Raw genomic sequence first — 22,303 nt, forward strand, 5'->3', positions numbered from 1 at the left:
CGCGCCGTCGGCGGTGACGCGGGCGGCGCCCGGGCCCGGCCCGGCGCGGCGGGCGACGGCCCGGCCCCGGCGCTGGCGGCCGCGCGGCTGCGGCTGCGCGCCGGTGACGCCCGGGCCGCCGAGCGGGCGCTGCCCGACTGGACCGCGGCCGGTGCGGCGGACTGGCCGCTGCCGGTGCGGCTGGGCGCCGGGCTGATCGACGCGACGCTCGCCGGCGTGTCGGGTGACGCCCGGCGGGCCGGCCGGCTGCTGGAGGAGGTGCTGGCGCTCGCCGAGCCGGACGGTTTCCGGCGCGTCTTCACCCGCGCCGACCCCGGGGTACGGGACCTGCTCGCCGCGCGGCTGGACTCCGGCACCGCGTACTGGGCGACGGTGAGTGAGCTGGTCCGGGGCGTGGACGCGCAACCGGTCACGACGACGGCTGACGGTCCGGCCCGGACGCTCGACGAGCCGCTCACCGAGCGGGAGCTGACCATCCTGCGCTACCTGCAGAGCATCCTGTCCAACGTGGAGATCGCCGCCGAGCTGTCACTGTCGGTCAACACGGTGAAGACGCACGTGCGCAACATCTACCGCAAGCTCGACGCGACCCGCCGGCGGGACGCCGTCCGGCGGGCGCGCGAGCTGCGGTTGATCTGACCGTCGCTCAGCCGTCGTCGGTGGCGGCGTCCACCACGGCGAGCAGCTCGGCCAGGTCGTAGCCGCCGTCGTGGCGGACGTCGTTGACGAACAACGTCGGGGTGCCGTTGACGCCGCTGCGGATGCCGCCGACGAAGTCCTGCCGGACCCGGTCGGCGTACTCCTGCCGGCCGACCTCCGCGGCGATCTCCTCCGGCGACAGGCCGATCTGCTCGACGCCCAGCGACAGGTGCACCGGGTCGAGCTGGTCCTGGTGCTGGTAGAGCCAGTCGTACATCTCCCAGAACCGCCCCCGGGCGGCGGCCGCCTCGGCGGTCTCCGCGGCGCTCTCCGCGTACGGGTGGACGTTGGTGATCGGGAAGTGCCGGTACGCCAGCCGCACCGTGTCGGCCCGCTGGCGCAGCACCTCGGTCAGGTTCGGGTAGGCGGCGCCGCAGAACCGGCACTGGAAGTCGCCGTACTCGACGATCGTGACCGGCGCGTCCACCGGCCCGCGGACATGGTCGCGTTCGGTCACCGGGATCCGCAGCCGTGCGGTGGTGACCTGGAGGGGCGTGGTCATGCGGCACTCACCCGCCGATCCGAGTCCAGCCGCTCCAGCGCGTCGAGGATGCCGTCCACGCCCGGGTTCACCTCGGGCGGGGACAGATGGCTCCAGGCCACCCGGCCGTCCGGGCCGACCACCACGAGTGCCCGCTCCGACTGCCCGTGCGGCGCGTACGCCCCGTACCGGCGCGACACCTCACCCTTGGGCTCGAAGTCGGCGAGCAGCGGGAACCGGATGCCCCGGCTCTCGGCGAACGCCCGGTGCGAGTCGACGCTGTCCACCGAGATGCCCAGCAGCACCGCGTCGTACCGCTCCAGCTCCGGCAGGGCGGCCTGGTACAGGGCCATCTGCTCGCCGCAGACCGGTGACCAGTCCGCGGGGTAGAACGCCAGTACCACGGGACGGCCCCGGAACTGCCCGGGGCCCACCTCGCGCCCGTCCGGCGCCGCCGGCAGCGTGAACCCGGGCGCGGCCTGCCCGGGTGTGATCAGCCCGTTCGGATCACTCATGCCTCCCACCCTGGCCGCGGCCCGGGTGAGGCGGGCTCACCCGGGCGGGGTGGTTCCGGTCAGCGCACGACGAGGTGGTTGTGCACCTCCCGGATGCCGGGGGCGTTCCACACCACCCGCTCGATCTCCTCGCGCTCGCCGGCCGAGTGGACCTGCCCGTCCAGCAGCACCGTGTCGCCGTGCACCCGTACGTCGACCTCCTCGGCCTCGGTGGCGCGGTTGCGGGTCAGCGCGTCCACGATCTGCTCGGCCAGGTCGCGGCCGTCGGCGTGCACCGCGGGGCGCACGGCGATCCCGTTGCTCACCCCGCGTACGCCGGTGAGCCGGGCGACCGACCGTTCGGCGGCCCGCCGCTGGTACTCCCACTCGACCTCGCCGTGCAGCGTGACCCAGCCGTCGGCCACGGTCACCTGCAACGCCTCGATCGGTACGAACGCGTCCCACTCCAGCGCCCGTACGGCCGCGACGGCGATCTCCGGGTCATCCCGTCCGGCCCCGGTGTCGATCCGGACGGCGAGGTCGTTGGCGACCGCGCGGACCCGGGCGACCCGGTGCGCGGCCCGTTCGGCGGCCCACTTCTTGGCGTAGCTGTCCACCCGGCCGGTGAGCGTCACCACGCCCTCGGTGACGGTCACCCCGATCTCGTCCGGGCCGACCCGCGGCTCCCAGGTCAGCTCGTCGAGCACGGCGGACTGGATGTCCCGGTCGGTACGCGTGATCGTGTCGGTGGCCATCCGGCTCTCCCTCCCGTCGATCGCGGCGCGGGCACGTGCTCCCGCACCCGCGATCCTGCGCCTGTCCCGGGTGAGCGGCCCTCACCCGCTGCGGGTGAAGCAGCACGACGGCCGCCCCGGGAGTCCCGGGAGCGGCCGTCGTCGTGTCGTACGGGTGGGGTCAGCCGTCCAGGCCGGCCGGGGAGTTCGGCCGGTCCACGTCCACGAACTCGATCTCGTCCGCGGCGCGGTCCCGGCTGCCGGCGGCGCGCGCCGCGGTCCCGGCGGCCCAGCCGATCGCCGCGCCGGCGAGCGCCGCCGCGATCAGCAGCGTCCAGGGCAGCGCGGGCCGGCGGCCGGCGAGCGCGTCGAAGGCGAGGCCGGCGCGGCGGCGTGCCTCCTCGGCGGCGGAGCCGACCAGGTCGGTGGCGTCGTCGGCCAGGCCGGAGGAGCTGCGGCGGGCGGTACGGGTGGCGTCGCGCACGCTGTCACCGGCGGAACCGACGGCGGAGAGCAGGTGCTGCCACGCCTGGTCGGCGACCCGCTCGGCCTTGCCCCGGCGGTCCAGCAGGTTGGATCCGAACATCGTTCTACCTCCTCGGGTGCCGAAGGCCGGCGGCCACTTCGGACTCCGGTGCCCATCCGGCGGGTTCACTGTCTCGGGCAGTGCCCCACCGGCGCGCCCGGCAAACCATGCCCCGGTCACGGGCGGCCCGGGGCGGCGAACGGGACGAACCACCCGAACGCGCCGGGACCGGTGCCCACGGGACGTGCGTGCGCCCGCTACCCTGGTCGGCGGATCGGCCGGGCCCGCCCGGCCGCAGGGCTGGCCGCGGCCGGCCTCGAAGGGGAAACTGGAACCCGGAGGTCCGGATTGGGTACGCCCAGGTGTGCCCAGTTCGCGAATTGCTCATCCCGGGGGGTGGCGACCGGGCCGTCGGAGGAATACGCTCGGTCGCGGCCCGCGTACTGATGAGGCGCCCGTCATGGGCGAGTGGAGGTGCTCGCGTGAGCCTGTCGATCGTGAAGTCGGTGCGGCCGGGTGGTGTCGTCCAGATCGCGCCCCGTGGGGAGATCGACGTCGACACCGCGTACGAGGTGCGGGAAGCGATCGCCGAAGTGCTCGCGAAGGGCCGTCCCTCGCGGATCGAGCTGAACATGCGGCTCGTCACGTTCATCGACTCGGTCGGCATCAGCGCCATGGTCGCGGGCTTCCAGACCTGCGAGGTCAGCGGCGTCAAGCTCGTGGTCACCGAGCCGAGCCGGTTCGTGCACCGGCAGCTCTGGGTGACCGGCCTGCTCGGCCTGTTCGGCGCGCCCGAGCCGTGGTTCGCCGACGACACCCCCGAGGTGCTGCCCGGCGCCTGAGCGCCGTTCACACCCCCTGCGGCCAGGGGACCTTCTACCCGTTGCCAGTCCGGCGTCGGTACGGGACGATCGTCGCGACGCACGACGGCGAGGGGGCCCGCTTGCAGAGCAGCGACAGCTTCAGCTACACCGTGCAGGCCCGGTGCAGCCGGGCCGAAGCGGTGGCCCTGCTGGGTGACCTGAGTCGCCAGGGTGAGCTGCATCCGCTGATCGTCCGGGTCCGGACGCTGCCGTCCCGGCCGGGCGCGCTGGCCAGCTACGCGATCACCGACCGGCTGCAACTCGGCCCGCTGCACTTCCCGGTCACGTACCAGGCGGACGTGCTGATCGCGAGCGAGGACGAGGTGGTCACCGTGGCACGGCAGCAACCCGCCACGACGGTACGCAACCACACCCGGCTGCGCGACGAGCCCGACGGCACGGTACGCATCGACGTGGAGATCACGCTCACCGCGCCGGCGCCGCTGTTCGGGTACGCGTTCCGCCAGGCCCGGGCGGCTCACCTGGGCCTGGCGGCGCGTCTCGGAGCGACCCTGGAGGGCCGGCCGGCCTGATCCGGCCGGTCCCTTCCGGGCGCGCTCAGTACACCGACAGGTGCACGTGGTTGGTGTGGTCGCTGGACGGGTCGCCGTTACCGCCGCTGTACGACTTCCACCCGCTGCTGGGCAGCCAGATCTGCTTGAACCAGATCACGTAGAGCACGGCGAGCGGGTCGGCGTTGCGCACGAAGTACGCGGCCAGGTTGTTGCCGTACGTCCGGTCGCCGCCGGTGGCCACGCCGCCGAAGCCGTTCTTCTGCGCGGCGAAGTCGCAGGCCCGCCCCTTCGGGTGCTCACCCGAGCCGCTGGGCCGGTGGCAGGAGACGTACCGGGTGAAGCCCGCCGCCTTGGCCTGTTGCAGCGCGTGCAGCGTGCGCGGCGTGATGCAGCCGTTCGCCGGGGTCGGGTCGTTGACGCTGCACGACTCCGACGGCCAGGAGCCGTCCGAGTTGCGCGGCGCGGGCTTCGCGTTCTTGCTGGAGGTGCCCTGGACGCTGCCACCGCCGCTGCTGCTGCGCGAAGCCCGGTCGTTCGCCACCTCCAGGGCGCGCTCGGCCTGCTCCTTGCGCTTGCCCATCACCGCGACCTGCTTGCGCTGCTCGCGGATCTCGCCGTCGAGCTGGACTCGGGTGCGGGTGGCCTCGTCCCGGGTGGCGATCAGGTCGCGCAGCGTACGGTCCTCGTGCGCGGCGACCTGCTCCAGCGCCGCGGCCCGGTCCATGAAACCCTCCGGGCTGCTGCTGCCGAGCAGCGCCCCGGCGGTGCCCAGGCGGCCGTTGCGGTACGCCACGGCGGCGATCTCGCCGACCTTGGCGTCCCGGACGGCCAGCTCGGCGCCGACCGTCTTGAGTTGTTCGTTGAGTTGCTTCTGGCGGCTCACCGACCGGTTCAGCGCGGCCTTCGCCTCCAGCCAGCCCTTGCTGGCCGCGTCGAGCTGGGCGCGCAGTTCGGGCGTGCCGCCCTCGTCGTCGCCGGGCGCGGCGGCGAGCAGGCCGGTCGCCGGCGCCGCCGAGGCGGGGGAGGCCGGAACGGTCGCGACGCCGAGGGTCAGCGTCGCGACGAGCAGGGCCGCCAACCGGGCGGCCGTCCGTCGTACAGGTGCCACTGGGGGCATTCACACGTCCTTCCGTCAGCGCCGACCGGGTTAGCTGACGGGTTCGGGACGGAAGATCCCTACCGCTGACGCGGATGCACCCCACGTACGTGGTTCCCCGGCTCGTCCCTGCGGACGATTAGGCGACGGCCGCCCCACCGGGGCCGGTGGCGCCCGCGGGTGCGGCCGCGACCGAGACTACCGGCGCTGCCCGGGCACGGCTCCGTGGAGGAGTGCCACTAGGCGGGGCAAAACCGGCATAAGACTACATCAGTCACAGTGATTTAAGTGTGTCCTAATCACCACTCGGTCGGTCCGCACACGCCGGCTGACGCTCCGGGTTCGACCTGCAACGTGGCGTGGTCGATGGAGAAGTCCTCGTGCAGGGCGGCCCGCGCGGCGGCGAGCACCCCGCCCGGGTCCACGCCCGGGTCGGTGGTCAGGTGTGCCGAGGCCACCTCCATGCCCGAGGTGAGCGTCCAGACGTGCAGGTCGTGCACCTCGGCCACGCCGGGCACGGCGGCCAGCCGGTCGCGCACGGCGGTCACCTGGAGGTGCTCCGGCGCGGCCTGCACCAGGATGCGCAGCGCGGCCCGGCCGAGCCGCCAGGTGCGCGGCAGGATGAACAGGCCGATCCCGACGGCGACCAGTGGGTCCGCCCACCACCAGTCGGTCACCGCGATGACCAGCGCGGCGGCGATCACGCCGAGCGAGCCGAGCAGGTCGCCGAGCACCTCCAGGTACGCCCCCCTCAGGTTGATGCTCTCCTTCGACCCGGCGCGCAGCAGCGCGAACGCGACGATGTTGGCGAGCAGGCCGAGCACCGCCACCACGAGCATCGGACCGGCCAGCACCTCCGGCGGCTCGCCGAAGCGGCGTACCGCCTCGACCAGGACGTAGATGGCGACGGCGCCGAGCAGCACGGCGTTGGCGAGGGCGGCGAGCACCTCCAGCCGGTAGAGGCCGAACGTGCGTTGCGGGTCGGTGCCGGCGCGGCGGGTGGCGGTGATCGCCGCGAGGGCCATGCCGATGCCGAGGACGTCGGTGAACATGTGCCCGGCGTCGGAGAGCAGCGCCAGTGAGCCGGTCGTGAAGGCGGCCACCGCCTCGACCACCATCAGGGCGGCGAGCAGCGCGAATGCGGCCCAGAGACGGCCCCGGTGGCGGTGTGCCGCGTTGGCCACCGCGCCGCTGTGGTCATGACCTGCGCCCACGCCAACACCCTCCCTGCCGCGTACCGGCCCGGCCCAATGTATGTTCACATCGCTATGTGTGCAAGTGAACTGTGGGTGGCGGCGGGGCCCGTCACCCCACCGGGTCGAGCGTGGTGAGGCGCTGGGTCGCCCGGGACAGCGCCACGTAGAGCGTGCGCACGCCCGAGCCGGGGTCGGACCGGATCTCGCCCGGCGCCACCAACACCACGCCGTCGTACTCCATGCCCTTGGCCTGGAGGCTGGTGACGACCTGGAGCCGGCCCGCGCCGAGCGCGCCCAGCCAGCCCGCCACCTCGTCCCGGCGCGGCACCGGCGTGATCACGCCGACGGTGCCCTCCACCTGCGCGAGCAGCGCCTCGGCCGCCTCGACGGTGGCCGCCGGCAGGTCGGCGGCGGGCACCGTGCGCTCGATCGGCGGAACGCCCGTGGACCGGACCGCGTCGGGCAGCGGCAGATCCGGGTAGAGCCGGCGGATCTCCGCCGCCGCCACCGCGAAGATCTCCGCCGAGTTGCGGTAGTTGGTGGTCAGCTCGTAGCGGTGCCGCTTGCGCCGGCCCAGCGCCTGGTCACGGGCCCGGTCCAGCTCCTGCGGGTCGCCCGTCCAGGCGGTCTGCGCCGGGTCACCGACCACGGTCCAGGACGCCAGCCGCCCGCGCCGGCCGATCATCCGCCACTGCATCGGCGAGACGTCCTGCGACTCGTCCACCACCACGTGAGCGTAGTCGCGGTAGTCGCCCGGACGCTCCCGCGCCGCCGCGCGGGCGGCGCGCTGCCGGTCGGCGTACGTGCTCAGCTCGCGCACACCACCGGCGAGCTGGTACGGGTCGCGCTTGGGCCGGGCCCGCTGCACCGGCTTGCCGAGCAGCGCGTCCAGCTCGTCCAGCAGCGCGATGTCGGCCACCGTCAGCCCCTCGGTCGCCAGGCTCCGGTACGCGTCGCCGAGCAGCCGGATCTCCGCCGAGGAGAGGATCCCGCCCGCGTAGCGGCGCAGCCGGTCCGGGCGGGCCAGCCAGTCCAGCACGTGCCGCGGGTGCAGCCGGGGCCACCACGCCTTGAGGAACTCGCGGAACTCCGGCCGCTCGATAATCTCGTCCTCGAACGCGGGCTGCTCCGGCAGCCGGCCCACCCGCAGCGTGCGGGCCTGCGCGTAGAGCGCGGCGAGCACCGCGTCGAACGCCGCCCGGCGTACCTCGTTGCGGCGCGCGCCCCGGGCCAGCGTCCGGTCCCGGATCGCGTCCAGCGCGGGGCGTTCCAGGCGCAGCAGCTCGCCCCGGTAGAGCAGGCGCAGCTCGGCGGGCGAGTCCGGCACCGCGTCACGTACCGCGCGCTCCAGCACCCGGCGCATCCGCAGCGACCCCTTCACCGCCGCCACGTCCGGCGGGTCGGTCCGGGACGCGGACAGGCCGGGGAACAGCGAGCCGAGCGAGTGCAGCGTGGCGGTCTCCTCGCCCAGCGAGGGCAGCACCGAGGCGATGTACTCGACGAACACGCCGGACGGGCCGACCACCAGGATGCCGCCGCCGGCGTACCGGGCCCGGTCGGAGTAGAGCAGGTACGCGGCCCGGTGCAGCGCCACCGCCGTCTTGCCGGTGCCCGGGCCGCCGGAGACGATCGTGACGCCGTTGCCGGGGGAGCGGATCGCCTCGTCCTGCTCGCGCTGGATGGTGGCGACGATGTCCCGCATGCCCCGGCCGGTGGCCCGGGACAGCGTGGCCAGCAGCGCCCCGTCGCCGACCACCGCCATGTCCGGCGGGGCGGCCTCCGGGTCCAGCAGGTCGTCCTCGATCCGGGTGACCTTCTCCGAGGCGGACTGGATCGTGCGCCGGCGCACCACCCCACGCGGCTCGGCGGGCGTGGCCTGGTAGAACGCGGCGGCGGCGGGCGCCCGCCAGTCCACCACCAGCGTCTCCGCGTCCACGCCCCGCACGCCGAGGCGGCCGACGTGCAGCACCTGCCCGGTACGCAGGTCCAGCCGGCCGAACACCAGCCCCTCGTGCTCGGCGTCCAGCACGTGCCGGCGCTGCGCGGCGTGGAAGACCATAGCGTCCCGCTCGACCAGCGCGCCGAAGTTGCCGACCCGGGCCAGCCGGTAGCCCTCCCGCTCGGCCTCGGCCGCGGAGCGCCGCAGTTCGGCCAGCCGGGCGTACACCCGGTCGAGGTGGCGCTGCTCGGCGGCGATCTCCCGGTCCAGCGTGGTCTGGTCGGTCAACGCGGATGCTCCTGTGTTCGGAGGGCACGACGGGCTGAATGAGGGTACGGGCCGCCGGCAACCGGCACGCCGGGGCATGCCGCGCACGTGGCGTACGCCGGTGCCGCCCGAGGGCGGGGGACGCTCAGAGGCGGGTCGCCGGGCGTTCGGCCAGCACCCGGTCCAGCACGCCGGAGAGGGCGGCGTTCACCTCGTCGGGGCGCTCCATCATGAGCATGTGCCCGGCGCCCGGGCAGACGGTCAGCTCCGTGGTGGGCAGCGCCGCCGCGATCGACTCGGCGCAGGGTGGCGGGGTGAGCCGGTCCCGGTCCCCGACCAGCGCGGCGGCCGGCAGCCCGCCGAGCGTGGCGAGCGTCTCCAGCCGGTGCTGGGCGCCGATCGAGGCGCGGAAACCGCCGATCGAGCGCAGCGTGGCCCGGGCCACCGCCGAGGTGACCAGCCGGATGTCCGCGGGGTCGCAGCGGTCGCCGAACAGCATCCAGCGGATGCTCGGGCGCAGCGCGCGCAGCAGCGCGTGCGGGGGCCGCCAGCCGCCGCAGCGGGCCAGCACCCCGGCGCCGGTGGTCTCGGCCAGGCGGATCAGCCGGGTGATCCGGGGGGAGAGGCCGTACGCGGTGTGCGTGTGCCCCTCGGCGGTGGTGGAGACGAAGACGAGCCCGGCGGTACGCGCGGCGAACCGGTCGGGGTGGCGGTGGGCGTACTCCATCACCGTCATCCCGCCCATCGAGTGCCCGACCAGGACGACCGGGCCGGACGGGACGATCTCCTCGACCACCGCCGCCAGGTCGTCACCGAGCTGGGCGAGGGTGGCGTCGCGCAGCGCCAGGCAGCTCGACCGGCCGTGGCCGCGCGCGTCGTAGGTGACCACCCGGACCCGGCCGCCGAAGCGCTCCCGCAGCTCCGCGACCTGGCGGTGCCAGCTACGCCCGTCCAGCGTCCAGCCGTGCAGCAGGACGGCGGTGACCTCGGCGTCGACCGGCCCGGTGACGCTGACGTGCAGGCGTACGTCGTCGGGGAGCCGCAGTTCCAGGTCCGGCATCGTCCACCTCCCGGGCCCACCGGTGTGTGTCCACCGGATGACCCGGCGGTGACACCGGCGTTACCCGCCATGAGACCACGGCAACCGGCCCGGAGAGAAGATTCCGGTCCGGCCCCACGGCGTCGGATCGGTGACCAGGCTGGGAGGCATGCCGTCCACCGCCCGCACTCCACGCGCCGCGCTGGCCGAGCTGCTCGCCGGCAACCGCCGCTTCGTCAGCGGGCAGCCGGTGCACGGGCACGACGTCACCGCCGCCGCGGCGGTGGCCTCCGGCGACCAGCAGCCGTACGCGGTGGTGCTGGGCTGTATCGACTCGCGCGTGCCGCTGGAGGCGATCTTCGACCAGACGTTCGGTTCGATCTGCGTGATCCGTACCGGCGGGCACGTGCTGGACCGGGCCGTGCGGGGCTCGATCGAGTACGTGGTGGAGCAGCTCGGCGTCCGCCTGGTGATGGTGCTGGGCCACGAGCGCTGCGGCGCGGTCGGCTCGACGGTCGAGGCGCTGCGCACGGGGCGGCGCCCCGGCGGCGACCTGGCGTACGTGGTGGACCGGATCGCCCCGGCGGTGACCGACGTCGGGGTGGACGACCCGGACGCGCACCCGCTGGCGATCCGCCGCCACGTCCGGCGCACCGTGGCCGCGTTGCGCTCCGACGACCGGCTGGCCGGACCCGTGGACGCCGGTGAGCTGGCGGTGGAGGGCGCGCTCTACGACCTGGCCTCGGGCGAGGTCACGCTGCTGCCGCAGGAGCCGACGCGAAACCGCCCGCCGGGGTGATCCCGGCGGGCGGTCGCGGTGGTGCGGGTGAGGGCGCTCAGCCCTCGAAGACGCCGGCCTCGACCAGGCGCTTCTCGGTGGCGTCCCAGCCGTGGTCCGGGTAGGACGCGGCCAGGCCGTTGATCTCGGCGCGGATCTTGGCGGCGTGGCCGGCGGCGGCCAGCACCCGGATCTCCTCGACGAAGGCGTCGGAGTCGGTGCGCAGGTGCGCGGTCTTGCCGTTGGTCAGGTTGCGCACGTAGGCGTGCTTGCCGCCGTTGAGCGGGATCAGGTACTTGAACTCGCCCAGCACGCTGAGGGCGCCACCCTGGCCAGCCTGGCCGGCCCGGACGGACGCGCGCGCGGTCTTAGAGGTGTTGCTCGCCACGGAGGTACTCCTTGCAGACGTACGGTGGGGACGGAAGGCCGTCCGGGGGCTGTGCGAGTGACGCCCGGGTGGGCGCCGGCCCGCGAAGATGTACGGCGGCACAGAGAACCGCCCAGAGAACTGTACACGACCACGACACCTGGCTGGTCGTCGCGGCGTCAGGGGGCATAACCGGGTCCACCACCCGGGTATTTCCCGCCCCCGGGGACCGGCGAATTTTCCGATTCGCTGGCGCACCACCAGTCACACGGGTAATCATGTGTGCCAGGTACCACTCGGTACGACGAGGTCGTAGGGGAAGACGCACCTCGGCTCACCGGGAGGTCACCGTGCCAACGCGTGGCGTCGTATACGTCCACTCGACCCCGCTCGCCGTGTGCTCGCACGTCGAGTGGGCGATTGCGCGCGTCCTAGCCGCGCCGGTCAACCTGCACTGGACGGCCCAGCCCGCCGACCCGGGCGCCCGTCGCGCCGAGTGCGGCTGGACCGGCAGCCCGGGGACCGGCGCGGAGCTGGCCGCTGCCCTCCGGCAGTGGCCCATGATCCGTTTCGAGGTCACCGAGGAACCCAGTCCCGGCGTCGACGGCGAGCGCTTCATGTACGTACCGGGCCGGGGCCTGTTCCGCGCCGCGGTCGGCGCGGCCGGCGACATCCAGCTCGGCGAGGACCGGCTCCGCAGCCTGATGGCCGCCGCGCGCAGCCCGGAGGCACTGGCACACGCACTGGACAAGGCGCTCGGCACCGCCTGGGACGCCGAGCTGGAGCCCTACCGGTACGCCGGCGACGGTGCGCCGGTGACGCTGCTCACCCAGGTCGGGTGACGGCGGCCGAGTTGCCCCGATACGGTGGGCCGCGTGTCGATTTCCTCGCGGCGCTCCGCCGTCGCGCTCGCCGCACTGACCGCGCTGCTCGTCTCCGGGTGCTCGGACGGGCCGGACCGGCCCCGGCCTGCCCCGACGAGCCCGGCGCCGTCGTCGGCCGCGCCCGCGCCGACTGAGTCGCCGGCCGCCGATCCGGCCGCCCGGGCCGCCGCGCTCGCCGGCACGCTGAGCGACGAGGACCTGGTCGGGCAGGTGCTGATGCCGTACGCGTACGGCAGCTCGGCCACCGAGGTCTCGGCCGGGTCGGCGGCCGGGAACCGGGCGCTCGCCGGCGTCGACACCCCCGCCGAGATGGTGGCGAAGTACCGGCTCGGCGGCGTGATCCTGGTCGGCTTCAGCGCCGACGACCCGACCTCGGGCAACCAGGCCACCACGAACGTGGACAACCCCAAGCAGGTTCGTGCGCTCACCGACGGCCTGCGCGCCGCCGCCGGCAAGCTGCCCGCCGGCGCCGCGCCGTTCCTGATCGGCACCGACCAGGAGTACGGCGTGGTCACCCGGATCACCGACGGGGTGACGCTGCTGCCCAGCCCGCTCGCCGCCGGCGCCGCCGGGAACCCGGCGCTGACAGAGGCCGCCTGGCGGGCCGCCGGGGCCGAACTGGCCGCGATGGGCATCAACCTCGACTTCGCCCCGGTCGCCGACGTGCTGGCCACTCGCAGCACGGTGATCGGCTCCCGGTCCTTCGGCGCCGACCCGGCGACCGCGTCCCCGCAGGTGGCGGGCGCGGTACGCGGCCTGCAGGCGGAGGGCGTCGGCGCCGCGGTCAAGCACTTCCCCGGGCACGGCCTGAGCGCCGAGGACTCGCACACCGAACTGCCGGTGATCAAGCAGTCCCGCGCCGAGCTGGACCGCCTCGCGTTCCCGCCGTTCCGGGCCGGGATCGGGGCCGGGGCCATGGCGGTGATGTCGGCCCACCTGGACGTCAAGGCCGTCGACCCGGGCACCCCCGCGACGTTCTCGCGCAAGCTGCTCACCGACGTGCTGCGCGGCCAGATGGGCTTCCAGGGCGTGGTGATCACCGACGGGATGAACATGGCCCCGGCGAAGAAGTGGTCGCCGGGCGAGGCCGCCGTACGTGCGCTCAACGCCGGCAACGACCTCATCCTGATGACCCCGAACGTCAAGCAGGCGTACGACGGGCTGCGCGCCGCGCTCAAGGACGGCTCGCTGCCCCGCGCCCGCCTGGTCGAGGCGGTCACCCGGGTGCTGACCATGAAGTTCCGGCTGGCCGGGCGGGACGCGCCCGCGCTGTCCACGCTCGACGGCGCCGCACACCGCAAGGCCGCCGACGACCTGGCCACCGCCGCCGTGACGGTGCTGCGCGGCAAGTGCGGCGGCGCGGTGGGCGGGCCGGTGAGCGTCACCTCCTCCGGCGGCCGGGAGCGCACCCGGAAGCTGCTGACCGAGGCGCTCACCGCGGCCGGGGTCAAGGTGGTGCCCTCCGGCGGCACTGTGGTGCACCTGGTCGGGTACGGCGACGGCGCGAAGGACCTGCGCGCCGACGCCGCCGTGACGGTGGCGATGGACACGCCGTACGTGCTGTCCGGGGCGAAGTCCCCGACCCTGATGGCGACCTACTCGTCCACCCGCGCCTCGATGACCGGGCTCGCCGCGGTGCTCGCCGGCAAGGCCCGCCCGGCCGGGCGCTCCCCGGTGCCGGTCTCCGGCCTGCCGGCCACCACCTGCCGCACCTGACCCGGCGGCCCGCCCGGCCGCGCCGAAACCCGGATGCGTCCGGGTGGCCCCGGCTGGCAGGGTGGCGCCCATGGGAGAGGCAGCACAGGGTTTCCGCTACGTCGAGCGCGCCGACGGCACGGTGGTCATCACGCATCACAACCGGGTCGCCGCCACGTTGCGCGGCGGCCGGGCCGCGCAGTTCCTGGCCGAGGCCGGCGACGACCCGCAGCTGGTCATGGCCCGGTGGACCGGCAACTACCGGCGGGGCAACGAGCGGACCGCCCGGCAGCACCCCCGCAACCGCGGCTGAGACGCGCGGAAGGGCCCCTTCTCGAACGGAGAAGGGGCCCTTCCGCACATCCGCTCAGGGGCGGGTGAAGACCAGCGCCACGTTGTGCCCGCCGAAGCCGAACGCGTTGTTCAGCGCCGCCGGGATCTCCATGTGACGCGCCTTGTGCGCGGCGACGTCCAGCGTCAGGCCCTCGTCCGGGTCGTCCAGGTTGATCGTCGGCGGGATCACGCCGTCCCGGATGGCCAGGATGGTGGCGATCGACTCCAGCGCGCCGGCCGCGCCGAGCAGGTGCCCGGTCATCGACTTCGTGGCGGTGAGCACCGGGTGGTCGCCGACCGCCTGACGCAGCGCGCCGATCTCCAGCATGTCCCCCACCGGGGTGGAGGTGGCGTGCGCGTTGACGTGCACGATGTCGGTACGGGCCACGTCCGCGTCGGCGACCGCCCGGGCGATGGCGCGGATGGCGCCCTCACCCTCGGCGTGCGGCTGCACGATGTCGTACGCGTCCGAGGTGATGCCCGCGCCGGCCAGGCGCGCGTACACCCGGGCGCCCCGGGCGGCGGCGTGGTCGGCACGCTCCAGGATCACCACGCCCGCGCCCTCACCGAGCACGAAGCCGTCGCGGCCGGAGTCCCACGGCCGGGAGGCCCGCTCCGGCTCGTCGTTGCGGGTCGACATGGCCCGCATCGAGCTGAAGCCGGCGATCGGCAGCGGGTGGATGACCGCTTCGGTGCCACCGGCCACCACCACGTCGGCCCGGCCGGCGCGGATGATGTCCAGCCCCAGCGCGATCGCCTCCGCGCCGGTCGCGCAGGCGCTGGCCACCGTGTGCACGCCGGCCTTGGCGCCCAGCTCCAGACCGACCCAGGCGGCCGGGCCGTTCGGCATCAGCATCGGGATCGTGTGCGGCGAGACCCGCCGCGGTCCGGACGCCTCCAGGATGTCGTCCTGGGCGAGCAGGGTGGTGGCGCCGCCGATGCCCGAGCCGACGCTGACCGCCAGCCGCTCCGGGTCCGGCCCGGCCTCGTCCAGACCGGCGTCGGCCCACGCCTGCCGGGCGGCGATGATGGCGATCGCCTCCGAGCGGTCCAGCCGGCGCAGCTTCACCCGGTCCAGCACCTCGGACGGGTCGACCGCCAGTTCGGCGGCGATCCGGACGGGCAGTTGCGCGGCCCACTCCTGGGTGAGCGCACTCACCCCGGAGCGGCCGGCGAGCATGGCGTCCCAGGTCGACGCGACGTCCCCGCCGAGCGGGGTCGTCGCGCCGAGCCCGGTGACGACGACGTCGGGACGACTCATGATCAGGACTGCGCCTCGATGTAGCTGACCGCGTCCCCGACGGTCTTGAGGTTCTGCACCTCGTTGTCCGGGATCTTGACGCCGAACTTCTCCTCGGCCGCCACCACGACCTCGACCATGGAGAGCGAGTCGACGTCGAGGTCGTCGGTGAAGGACTTCCCCTCGGCCACGTCGTCCGGGTTCACGCCGGCAACCTCTTCGAGGATCTCGGCGAGGCCGGCGGTGATCTCGTCACGGGTCATTGCGGTTGGTTCCTCTCATCGGGGGTCACGTGTCACCGGCGTCGCCGGTCACACACCTCGGCGCGTTCGCGCCCGAGGGGGTCTCAGGGGCAGCGCACGACCTGACCGGCGTAGGTCAGGCCGCCGCCGAAGCCGAAGAGCAGCACCGGGGCGCCCGAGGGCACCTCGCGCCGCTCGACCAGCTTCGACAGCGCCAGTGGGATGCTCGCCGCCGACGTGTTGCCGGACTCGACGATGTCCTTGGCGATGATCGCGTCCGGGATGTTCAGCCGCTTGGCGATGCCGTCGATGATCCGGGCGTTGGCCTGGTGCGGCACGAACGCGGCCAGCTCCGACGGATCCACCCCGGCGCGCTCGCAGGCCTGCAGCGCGAGCGGGGCGATCGCGGTGGTGGCCCAGCGGAACACCGACTGCCCCTCCTGGGTGATGTACGGCTGCCAGCCCTCGATCCGGACCGCGTCGCTCTTCTCCGGCGCGGAACCCCAGACCACCGGCCCGATCCCGGCCGGCTCGTCGTCGGCGGTCGCGGTGACCACCGCCGCCCCGGCGCCGTCGGCGAAGATGATGCAGGTCGAGCGGTCGGTCCAGTCGGTGAAGTCGGAGAGCTTCTCGGCGCCGACGACGATCGCGTTGCGCGCCGCGCCGGCCCGGATCGCGTGGTCCACCGTGCCCAGCGCGTACGCGAAACCGGAGCAGGCGGTGTTGAGGTCGAACGCCCCGGGCGCGTTGATGCCCAGCTTGGCCGCGACCCGGCAGGCCACGTTGGGGCTGCGGTCCACCGACGAGCAGGTCGCCACCACGACCAGGTCGATGTCGGCGGCGGTGAGGCCGGAGTTGGCGAGTGCCTTGCCGGCGGCGGCGGTGGCCATGTCGGCCACCGTCTCGTCGCCCGCGATCCGCCGGGTGACGATGCCGACCCGGTCCCGGATCCACTCGTCGTTCGTGTCCACCATCTGCGCGATCTCGTCGTTCGTGACGACGCGGGAGGGCTGGTAGTGCCCCATCGCGACGATCCGGCTGCCGGCCATTTAGTGCGTTCCTCCGATACGGACGAGGGGCTGGCCCGGTGCGACCGGGTCGTCGTGGTGTGCGAGCCACTCGACGAGCGGCCCGTTGTCGTGCGCGGTCACCTCGACCGGCCCCCGGCCGGTGGCGACGTGGCCGAGGAGCTGCCCGGCGCGTACCTCGGCGCCCTCGGCCGGTGCGGCCGACCGGTCGAGGCGGCCGGCGGCGGGGGAGACGACCACCCGGAACGGCGGCGCGGCCGGGCGGGCGGCGGGACCGCCGGCGTGCCGGGCGATCAGGCGGCGCGCGGCGGGCAGGTCGGCCGGGGTGTTCAGGGTGACGATCTCCGGTGCGCCCTCGCCCTTGAGCTCCCGCTTGACCAGCCCGGCGAGGGTGCCGGCCGGCGGCAGCTCGATCACGCCCGTGACGCCGAGGTCGGCCAGCGTGCGCATGCACAGGTCCCAGCGGACCGGCGCGGTCACCTGCCGGACCAGCCGCCGCACCGTCTCCGGGCCGTGCCCGACCGGCGTGCCGTCGAGGTTGGACAGCAGGATCCGGGCCGGCGCGGAGGCCGGGACGCCGGCGGCCACCGCGGCGAGGGCGGTCTCGGCGGTCGCCATGTACGGCGTGTGGAACGCGCCCGCGACCTGGAGCCGGATGACCCGGGTGCGGGCCGGCGGCTCGGCGGCCAGCTTGTCCAGCGCGTCGATCGCGCCGGCCGCGACGATCTGACCGGCCCCGTTGCGGTTGGCCGGGTGCAGCCCGTGCGCCGTCAGCGCGGCGATTACCTCGTCCGGGTCACCGCCGAGCACGGCGGCCATCCCGGTCGGCTCCAGCGCGCAGGCGGCGGCCATCTCCCGCCCGCGTACGCCGGCGAGCGTCACGGCGGACTCGGCGGGCAGCACCCCGGCCAGCGCGGCAGCGCCCAGCTCACCGACGCTGTGCCCGGCGACCAGCCCGACGTCGTGCATCGGCAGGTGCTCGGCGGCGAGCAGCGCGGCGGCGACCAGCAGCGGCTGGGTACGGGCGGTGTCCTTGATCTCGTCCGCGTCCGCACGGGTGCCCAGGTGGATCAGGTCCACCCCGGCCAGCGCCGACCACCAGCGCAGACGCGCCTCGGCGCCGGGGAGGTCGAGCCACGGCGCGAGGAAGCCGGGCTTCTGGGAACCCTGTCCGGGAGAGAGTACGGCGAGCACGTGTACGACTCTGACGGATACCGGCGTGCCGCGCTGTAACGTACGGCACGAAACCGCACTAGAACCTTTAGAGGAAACCTACAAAGATCGTCGTCGGTCATCGCCGGTCGGAGACCGTCGGCACCACCGGGTCGAGGCGTCCCACCGTCAGCGCGACCTGCAACGCGAACGCGTCGCGCGGGGCCAGCGGCGAGAAGCCGGTCACCTCGGCGATCCGCTTCAGCCGGTAGCGCACGGTGTTCGGGTGCACGAACAGCGCCCGCGCCGCGCTCTCCAGCGTGCCACCGGCGGCGAAGAACGCGTCGAGCGTCTCCAGCAGCTCGCCGCCGGAGCGGGCCAGTGCCGCGTACACGTCGTGGCGCAACCGGCGGCGGGCCTCGGTGTCGCCGGCCAGCGCGCGTTCCGGGAGCAGCTCGTCGGCGGCGACCGGGCACGGCGCGGTCGGCCAGGCCGGCGCGGCCCGGAACCCGGCCAGCGCCGCCCGTGCCGACTCGGTGGCCTCGTCCAGGCTGGGCACCGCCGGGCCGACCACCACCGGCCCGTCGCCGAAGGCGGTACGCAGCTTCTCCGTGGCCGCCACCGGGTCGGCCGCCCCGCCCAGCACGATGACCAGGCGGTCGCCGTGCACGCCGCCGATCACCTCGACGCCGATGCGCCGGGCCTGCCGGTAGACGGTGTGCAGCACGGCTGCCACCTCGCCGCCGGGGGAGCGGCCCACCGCCACCGCCACCGGCGGCGCGTCCGTCCAGCCCAGCGCGGCGGCCCGGCTGGCCAGCACGTCCGGGGAGTCGCCCCGCAGCAGCGCGTCGACCAGCAGCGCCTGCAACCGGGCGTCCCACGAGCCGCGGCTCTCGGCGGCCCGGGCGTAGACCCGCGCGGCGGCGAACGCGATCTCCCGGGAGAAGCGCAGCACCGCCTCGCGCAGCGACTGCTCCTCGCCCGGCACGGCCAGCTCCGACACCTGCTCCTCGACCACGTCGATGGTCACCTTGATCAGCGCCACCGTCTGCTGGAGGCTGATCGAGCGGGCCAGCGCCTGCGGTGCGGCGGCGAAGACCTCGTCCGACACCTCCTGGGTGCGGTCGGTCGCGCCGCCGCCCTGGCGCAGCCACTGCACCAGCGAGCGCACGCCGGCCTGGGCCACGAGCATGACCCAGGAGCGCTGGTCGGCGGGCAGCTCACGGAACCACGGAAGCGTCTCGTCCATCCGGGCCACGCTGGCGGTGGCCAGCCCGCCCGCCGCCCGTTCGATGCGGCGCAGCGTCGCCGACGTCTCCGTTCCGCCCGGTTCGCTCACCGCACCAGCCTGACACGGCGTGACCAGCGGATCCACTTCGAGGTGACGGGCCCGCCCCCGCGTGACGATCTCCACCGGTACGCGCTGACGATCTTGTTCGGCCGGGCCAGTACGGTGTCAGGGCACGCCGGGCCAGACTCGGCCGGGCGGGCGAGGGCGACGCGTGAGGGGGGCCGGGATGGCGCAGGGGGAGGCCGAGCACGGTTGCGCCCAGGGTGAAGCCTGCCGGCGGGGTCACGACCAGCCGGCGACTGCCACACACCCGCGCCGGCCGTGCCTGAACCCGCAGGGGGAGGAGCCGGCCGGCCGGACGCCGGAGCGCGCCGAGGACGAGCCGGGTGTGCCCCGCCAGCGGGCGGCGGAGCCGGCGCACCCGGCCGACGAGGAACCGGTCGACCGGAGTTGCCGCAGCGGCCTGGCGGGTTGGGCTGGGGCCCACCGTCACGGCGCGGTACGCCCGCGCAACCGCACCGTCCGCCGGGAACGCCCGCCGCGCCGCTGGTGCTGACGCGCCGCCTGATGCGGCTCAGCGGGTGCGGCGGCGGACCAGCAGCGCGATGCCGGCCAGCCCGGCGGTGATGACCAGCACGATGCCCACGTTGAGCAGCAGCAGCCGCTGGAGTTCGCCGAGCGCGGTGTCGATGTTCTGCACCGGGTCGAGCGCCTCCTCCGGAAGCACCCGCTCGCCGCCGCCGATGCCGCCGGCGAGCGTGTCGAACTGGGCCGGCATCGGCACGCCGACCGAACGCAGTGTCTCGGGCATGTTGAGCCGCCCGAAGAACCAGCCGGCCCGGGTGCTGCTCAGGTCCGGCTGCTTGCCCGGCCGGTAGATCCGGGGACCGCCCTTGGCCAGCGGGAACAGGTCGTAGGTGCGCTGCGGACCGGCGGCGGCGAGCACCACCACCGTGTACTTCGGACCGAGATCCTTCGCGGCCGGGCCGCGCAGCTGGCCGGTCGTACCCAGCCATTTGACCTGGTCGATCACCAGGTTGACCTCGTTCGGGCTGGTGTCGGCGCGCAGCTTCAGCGGTGCGTCGAGCCGCTCGCCGCTGATGTCGACGCCGGTCGGGGCCGGCTTCGGCTTGGGCGCCGCCTGGACCGCCGCCGTGCCGGCCAGGGTCAGCGTGCACGCCAGGGCCGCCACGCCCCCGGTCACGGCGACCAGCAGCCGTCTCACCCTCCGGATCATCGCCGCCTCCTCGCCCCGTTCGATGGCTGGCTTCCGCTGCAGGTCACACTGGACCCGGTGTCCACCACAAGACTCCGCAGAACGGCGCTCGGTTGCAGCTGGTGGAAGAGTATTTGGAACTATCTGCGAGCTGAGACCGACCAATGAACGGTCGATGATCATCGGCCGGATCCTACCCGGACGGAGGGAACCATGGGGGGCAGGGTCGCCCGTGTGGCGCGTACCTGGGCGGTGGTGCTCGGGGTGGTCGCGGCGTCCGCGCTGCTGCCGGCCGTGCCGGCCGCCGCGCACAACTCGCTGACCGGCAGTGACCCGCGCGACGGGGCCCGGCTGGCCGCCGCACCCGAGCGGATCGAGCTGCGGTTCCTCGCCACGCCGAAGGCGGCGACCACCGAGGTCACCGTCACCGGCCCGGACAACGTGGCAGCGACCGGCGGCGCGCCGGCCTTCGCCGGCAAGCGCGTGACCGTGCCGTTCCGGCCGGGCGCGGCCGGTCTCTACATCGTGACCTACCGGCTGGCCTCCGACGACGGCCATCCGGTCAAGGGGGAGATCCGGTTCACCCTGACCACCGGCACCCCGGCGGAGTCGCCGTCGGCGAGCGCGTCGCCCACCACCGTCGCGCCGACCAGCGCCGCGCCGACCCCGGCGAGCCCGACCCCGGCCGCCGCCGGGACGGACGACGACGGGGGTACGGGCTGGCTGTGGGCGGCCGGGGCCGTGGTGGTGCTGGCCGCGCTGGGCGGCGGACTGCTGCTGCGCCGCCGCGCCGCCCGCCGCTGACCGCTCAAACCAGGCGTACGCGGGCGGCGCGCAGCCGGGTCAGCGTACGGTCGCGGCCGAGCACCTCCAGCGACTCGAACAGCGGCAGGCCGACGGTGCGCCCGGTGACCGCGACGCGTACCGGCGCCTGCGCCTTGCCCAGCTTCAGCCCGCGCTCCGCGCCGACCGCCTCCAGCGTGGCCTTGAGCGACTCGGCGTCCCAGGACTCCAGCGCCTCGAACGCGACGATCGCCGCGTCCAGCAGGTCGGCCGCGCCCTCCTTCATCGCCTTGGCCCAGGCCGCCTCGTCGATCAGCGGGTCGGCCAGGAACAGGAAGTCGACGTTCGGCACGATCTCGCTGAGCACCGCGATCCGGGTCTGCGCCAGCGGGGCCACCGCCGCGAACGCGGCCGGGTCGAACTCCTCGGGCTGCCACGGCGGCGGGGCGATGGTCCCGGTGCCGGTGAGCCACGGCCGGCACGCCTCGACGAAGTCCGCCACCGGCAGCGCCCGGATGTAGTCGCCGTTGAACGCGCGCAGCTTCTTCTCGTCGAAGAACGCCGGGGACGGATTGACCTCGTCCAGCCGGAACTCCTCCTCGATCACCGACCAGGGCACGATCTCCCGGTCGCCCGACGGCGCCCAGCCCAGCAGCATCAGGTAGTTGCGCATCGCGTCGGCGAGGTAGCCCTCGTCCCGGTACGCCTCCAGCGCGACCTTGTCCCGCCGCTTGGACAGCTTCTGCCGCTTCTCGTTCACCACCACCGGCACGTGCGCCCAGACCGGCGGCTTGACGCCGAGCGCGTCCCACAGCAACTGCTGCTTCGGGGTGTTCGGCAGGTGCTCCTCCGCCCGGATCACGTGGGTGATCCCCATCGACATGTCGTCGACCACGTTCGCCAGCAGGAACACCGGGGAGCCGTCGCCGCGGGCGATGACGAAGTCCTCGATCAGCTTGTTCTCGAACGTCGGCTCGCCGCGCACCAGGTCGACCACCACGGTCTCGCCCTCGTCCGGCGTGCGGAAGCGCAGTGCCCGGCCCTCGCCCGGCTCCAGGCCGCGGTCGCGGCAGAAGCCGTCGTAGCCGCGCTGCTGCGGGCCGGTACGCGCCTGCACGTCCTCCCGGGTGCAGTCGCAGTAGTAGGCCCGGCCGCCCTCGTACAGCCGCTGCGCGGCGGCCCGGTGCTCGCCCGCGTACGAGGACTGGAAGTACGGGCCCTCGTAGCTGCCCCGGGCGATGCCGATCCAGTCGAGCGCGGAGAGGATGCCCTCGGTCCACTCGGGCCGGTTACGCGCCGCGTCGGTGTCCTCGATGCGCAGCACGAACACCCCGCCCTGCTGCTTGGCGAAGATCCAGTTCTGCAGCGCCGAGCGGGCGCCGCCGACGTGGAACATACCGGTCGGGGAAGGGGCGAAGCGTACACGTACCGTCACGCCCCCCAGC

Annotated in this window: 25 protein-coding genes and 1 riboswitch; of the genes, 9 read left to right on the plus strand and 16 right to left on the minus strand. The window is 74.4% G+C overall.

Annotation, left to right across the window (positions count from 1 at the left end; translation table 11 throughout):
• The coding region (locus V6U82_RS14460; RefSeq protein WP_334461412.1) for a helix-turn-helix transcriptional regulator at positions 1-639 on the plus strand (639 nt) is incomplete at its 5' end.
• A gap of 7 nt (positions 640-646) precedes the next feature.
• On the opposite strand, the gene V6U82_RS14465 is transcribed toward V6U82_RS14460, so the two are convergent.
• The 4 genes from V6U82_RS14465 to V6U82_RS14480 form a co-directional block, all read right to left on the minus strand.
• Complete coding sequence (locus tag V6U82_RS14465; RefSeq protein WP_128139060.1) at positions 647-1,201, minus strand: DsbA family protein; 555 nt, start codon at positions 1,199-1,201, stop codon at positions 647-649.
• Positions 1,198-1,695, minus strand: a complete 498-nt coding sequence (locus V6U82_RS14470; protein WP_334461415.1) for a redoxin domain-containing protein — start codon at positions 1,693-1,695, stop codon at positions 1,198-1,200. The genes V6U82_RS14465 and V6U82_RS14470 overlap by 4 nt, the downstream gene beginning before the upstream one ends.
• 59 nt (positions 1,696-1,754) lie before the next feature.
• Positions 1,755-2,429 carry a BON domain-containing protein gene (locus V6U82_RS14475; protein WP_334461417.1) on the minus strand — a complete coding sequence of 225 codons (675 nt, stop codon included), beginning with the start codon at positions 2,427-2,429 and terminating at the stop codon, positions 1,755-1,757.
• A gap of 160 nt (positions 2,430-2,589) precedes the next feature.
• Positions 2,590-2,994 (minus strand): hypothetical protein, encoded by a 405-nt coding sequence (locus tag V6U82_RS14480; RefSeq protein WP_120568610.1) that lies wholly within the window; start codon positions 2,992-2,994, stop codon positions 2,590-2,592.
• 422 nt (positions 2,995-3,416) lie between these two features.
• Here V6U82_RS14480 and V6U82_RS14485 point away from each other — a divergent pair, with 422 nt between their 5' ends.
• Both V6U82_RS14485 and V6U82_RS14490 read left to right on the plus strand, forming a co-directional pair.
• Positions 3,417-3,776 carry an STAS domain-containing protein gene (locus V6U82_RS14485; protein WP_013287849.1) on the plus strand — a complete coding sequence of 120 codons (360 nt, stop codon included), beginning with the start codon at positions 3,417-3,419 and terminating at the stop codon, positions 3,774-3,776.
• 101 nt (positions 3,777-3,877) lie between these two features.
• A complete protein-coding gene (locus V6U82_RS14490; RefSeq protein WP_128137703.1) occupies positions 3,878-4,330 on the plus strand; it encodes an SRPBCC family protein in 453 nt (150 codons plus the stop codon).
• Positions 4,331-4,355: 25 nt separating this feature from the next.
• Here V6U82_RS14490 and V6U82_RS14495 read toward each other — a convergent pair whose 3' ends face one another.
• The 4 genes from V6U82_RS14495 to V6U82_RS14510 form a co-directional block, all read right to left on the minus strand.
• Positions 4,356-5,429 (minus strand): coiled-coil domain-containing protein, encoded by a 1,074-nt coding sequence (locus V6U82_RS14495; RefSeq protein WP_334461434.1) that lies wholly within the window; start codon positions 5,427-5,429, stop codon positions 4,356-4,358.
• A 4-nt stretch (positions 5,430-5,433) separates the two neighbouring features.
• Positions 5,434-5,564, minus strand: a riboswitch (cyclic di-AMP (ydaO/yuaA leader).
• A gap of 143 nt (positions 5,565-5,707) precedes the next feature.
• Positions 5,708-6,622 (minus strand): cation diffusion facilitator family transporter, encoded by a 915-nt coding sequence (locus tag V6U82_RS14500; RefSeq protein ID WP_334461437.1) that lies wholly within the window; start codon positions 6,620-6,622, stop codon positions 5,708-5,710.
• 91 nt (positions 6,623-6,713) lie between these two features.
• Positions 6,714-8,831: a HelD family protein gene (locus V6U82_RS14505; protein ID WP_334461440.1), complete on the minus strand. Its 2,118-nt coding sequence runs from the start codon at positions 8,829-8,831 to the stop codon at positions 6,714-6,716.
• 124 nt (positions 8,832-8,955) lie between these two features.
• Positions 8,956-9,870 (minus strand): alpha/beta fold hydrolase, encoded by a 915-nt coding sequence (locus tag V6U82_RS14510; RefSeq protein WP_128137705.1) that lies wholly within the window; start codon positions 9,868-9,870, stop codon positions 8,956-8,958.
• Between the two features lie 148 nt (positions 9,871-10,018).
• Between V6U82_RS14510 and V6U82_RS14515 the strand changes: the two genes are divergently transcribed.
• Positions 10,019-10,648: a carbonic anhydrase gene (locus V6U82_RS14515; RefSeq protein ID WP_128137707.1), complete on the plus strand. Its 630-nt coding sequence runs from the start codon at positions 10,019-10,021 to the stop codon at positions 10,646-10,648.
• Between the two features lie 37 nt (positions 10,649-10,685).
• On the opposite strand, the gene V6U82_RS14520 is transcribed toward V6U82_RS14515, so the two are convergent.
• On the minus strand, positions 10,686-11,015 hold the full coding sequence (locus V6U82_RS14520) for a hypothetical protein (protein ID WP_013287842.1): 330 nt from the start codon (positions 11,013-11,015) through the stop codon (positions 10,686-10,688).
• 329 nt (positions 11,016-11,344) lie between these two features.
• Between V6U82_RS14520 and V6U82_RS14525 the strand changes: the two genes are divergently transcribed.
• The 3 genes from V6U82_RS14525 (at position 11,345) to V6U82_RS14535 (ending at position 13,886) form a co-directional block, all read left to right on the plus strand.
• Positions 11,345-11,836, plus strand: a complete 492-nt coding sequence (locus tag V6U82_RS14525; protein ID WP_128137706.1) for a DUF3145 domain-containing protein — start codon at positions 11,345-11,347, stop codon at positions 11,834-11,836.
• Positions 11,837-11,860: 24 nt separating this feature from the next.
• Positions 11,861-13,594 carry a glycoside hydrolase family 3 protein gene (locus V6U82_RS14530; RefSeq protein ID WP_436837004.1) on the plus strand — a complete coding sequence of 578 codons (1,734 nt, stop codon included), beginning with the start codon at positions 11,861-11,863 and terminating at the stop codon, positions 13,592-13,594.
• Between the two features lie 70 nt (positions 13,595-13,664).
• A complete protein-coding gene (locus V6U82_RS14535) occupies positions 13,665-13,886 on the plus strand; it encodes a hypothetical protein (protein WP_334461452.1) in 222 nt (73 codons plus the stop codon).
• A gap of 54 nt (positions 13,887-13,940) precedes the next feature.
• Here V6U82_RS14535 and fabF read toward each other — a convergent pair whose 3' ends face one another.
• The 5 genes from fabF to V6U82_RS14560 form a co-directional block, all read right to left on the minus strand.
• The gene (fabF, locus tag V6U82_RS14540) at positions 13,941-15,167 is read right to left on the minus strand and encodes a beta-ketoacyl-ACP synthase II (RefSeq protein ID WP_091421371.1); all 1,227 of its coding nucleotides are present in this window, start codon (positions 15,165-15,167) and stop codon (positions 13,941-13,943) included.
• A 2-nt stretch (positions 15,168-15,169) separates the two neighbouring features.
• Positions 15,170-15,409 (minus strand): acyl carrier protein, encoded by a 240-nt coding sequence (locus tag V6U82_RS14545; protein WP_007072348.1) that lies wholly within the window; start codon positions 15,407-15,409, stop codon positions 15,170-15,172.
• Positions 15,410-15,492: 83 nt separating this feature from the next.
• Positions 15,493-16,437, minus strand: coding sequence for a beta-ketoacyl-ACP synthase III (locus V6U82_RS14550; protein WP_120568620.1), 945 nt, complete (start codon positions 16,435-16,437; stop codon positions 15,493-15,495).
• Positions 16,438-17,610: an acyltransferase domain-containing protein gene (locus V6U82_RS14555; RefSeq protein ID WP_334461481.1), complete on the minus strand. Its 1,173-nt coding sequence runs from the start codon at positions 17,608-17,610 to the stop codon at positions 16,438-16,440. It abuts the gene before it with no gap.
• Positions 17,611-17,707: 97 nt separating this feature from the next.
• Positions 17,708-18,982 (minus strand): PucR family transcriptional regulator, encoded by a 1,275-nt coding sequence (locus V6U82_RS14560; protein ID WP_334461483.1) that lies wholly within the window; start codon positions 18,980-18,982, stop codon positions 17,708-17,710.
• Positions 18,983-19,085: 103 nt separating this feature from the next.
• Here V6U82_RS14560 and V6U82_RS14565 point away from each other — a divergent pair, with 103 nt between their 5' ends.
• A complete protein-coding gene (locus tag V6U82_RS14565; RefSeq protein ID WP_334461485.1) occupies positions 19,086-19,415 on the plus strand; it encodes a hypothetical protein in 330 nt (109 codons plus the stop codon).
• Positions 19,416-19,433: 18 nt separating this feature from the next.
• On the opposite strand, the gene V6U82_RS14570 is transcribed toward V6U82_RS14565, so the two are convergent.
• On the minus strand, positions 19,434-20,096 hold the full coding sequence (locus V6U82_RS14570; protein WP_128137290.1) for a hypothetical protein: 663 nt from the start codon (positions 20,094-20,096) through the stop codon (positions 19,434-19,436).
• 192 nt (positions 20,097-20,288) lie between these two features.
• Here V6U82_RS14570 and V6U82_RS14575 point away from each other — a divergent pair, with 192 nt between their 5' ends.
• Positions 20,289-20,879 carry a copper resistance CopC family protein gene (locus V6U82_RS14575; RefSeq protein WP_334461488.1) on the plus strand — a complete coding sequence of 197 codons (591 nt, stop codon included), beginning with the start codon at positions 20,289-20,291 and terminating at the stop codon, positions 20,877-20,879.
• Positions 20,880-20,883: 4 nt separating this feature from the next.
• On the opposite strand, the gene gltX is transcribed toward V6U82_RS14575, so the two are convergent.
• Positions 20,884-22,293, minus strand: a complete 1,410-nt coding sequence (gene gltX, locus V6U82_RS14580; protein ID WP_194802226.1) for a glutamate--tRNA ligase — start codon at positions 22,291-22,293, stop codon at positions 20,884-20,886.
• Positions 22,294-22,303 lie beyond the last annotated feature (10 nt).

Source organism: Micromonospora sp. CPCC 205554 (assembly GCF_036902745.1).
Taxonomy (GTDB): Bacteria; Actinomycetota; Actinomycetes; order Mycobacteriales; family Micromonosporaceae; genus Micromonospora; species Micromonospora tulbaghiae.

What these genes read in the sequence shown, in the direction of transcription:
- V6U82_RS14465 (WP_128139060.1), bottom strand. Translation starts at nt 1,201, where the DNA reads ATGACCACGCCCCTCCAGGTCACCACCGCACGGCTGCGGATCCCGGTG.
- V6U82_RS14470 (WP_334461415.1), bottom strand. Translation starts at nt 1,695, where the DNA reads ATGAGTGATCCGAACGGGCTGATCACACCCGGGCAGGCCGCGCCCGGG.
- V6U82_RS14475 (WP_334461417.1), bottom strand. Translation starts at nt 2,429, where the DNA reads ATGGCCACCGACACGATCACGCGTACCGACCGGGACATCCAGTCCGCC.
- V6U82_RS14480 (WP_120568610.1), bottom strand. Translation starts at nt 2,994, where the DNA reads ATGTTCGGATCCAACCTGCTGGACCGCCGGGGCAAGGCCGAGCGGGTC.
- V6U82_RS14495 (WP_334461434.1), bottom strand. Translation starts at nt 5,429, where the DNA reads ATGCCCCCAGTGGCACCTGTACGACGGACGGCCGCCCGGTTGGCGGCC.
- V6U82_RS14510 (WP_128137705.1), bottom strand. Translation starts at nt 9,870, where the DNA reads ATGCCGGACCTGGAACTGCGGCTCCCCGACGACGTACGCCTGCACGTC.
- V6U82_RS14515 (WP_128137707.1), top strand. Translation starts at nt 10,019, where the DNA reads ATGCCGTCCACCGCCCGCACTCCACGCGCCGCGCTGGCCGAGCTGCTC.
- V6U82_RS14535 (WP_334461452.1), top strand. Translation starts at nt 13,665, where the DNA reads ATGGGAGAGGCAGCACAGGGTTTCCGCTACGTCGAGCGCGCCGACGGC.
- fabF (WP_091421371.1), bottom strand. Translation starts at nt 15,167, where the DNA reads ATGAGTCGTCCCGACGTCGTCGTCACCGGGCTCGGCGCGACGACCCCG.
- V6U82_RS14545 (WP_007072348.1), bottom strand. Translation starts at nt 15,409, where the DNA reads ATGACCCGTGACGAGATCACCGCCGGCCTCGCCGAGATCCTCGAAGAG.
- V6U82_RS14550 (WP_120568620.1), bottom strand. Translation starts at nt 16,437, where the DNA reads ATGGCCGGCAGCCGGATCGTCGCGATGGGGCACTACCAGCCCTCCCGC.
- V6U82_RS14565 (WP_334461485.1), top strand. Translation starts at nt 19,086, where the DNA reads ATGGCGCAGGGGGAGGCCGAGCACGGTTGCGCCCAGGGTGAAGCCTGC.
- V6U82_RS14570 (WP_128137290.1), bottom strand. Translation starts at nt 20,096, where the DNA reads ATGATCCGGAGGGTGAGACGGCTGCTGGTCGCCGTGACCGGGGGCGTG.
- V6U82_RS14575 (WP_334461488.1), top strand. Translation starts at nt 20,289, where the DNA reads ATGGGGGGCAGGGTCGCCCGTGTGGCGCGTACCTGGGCGGTGGTGCTC.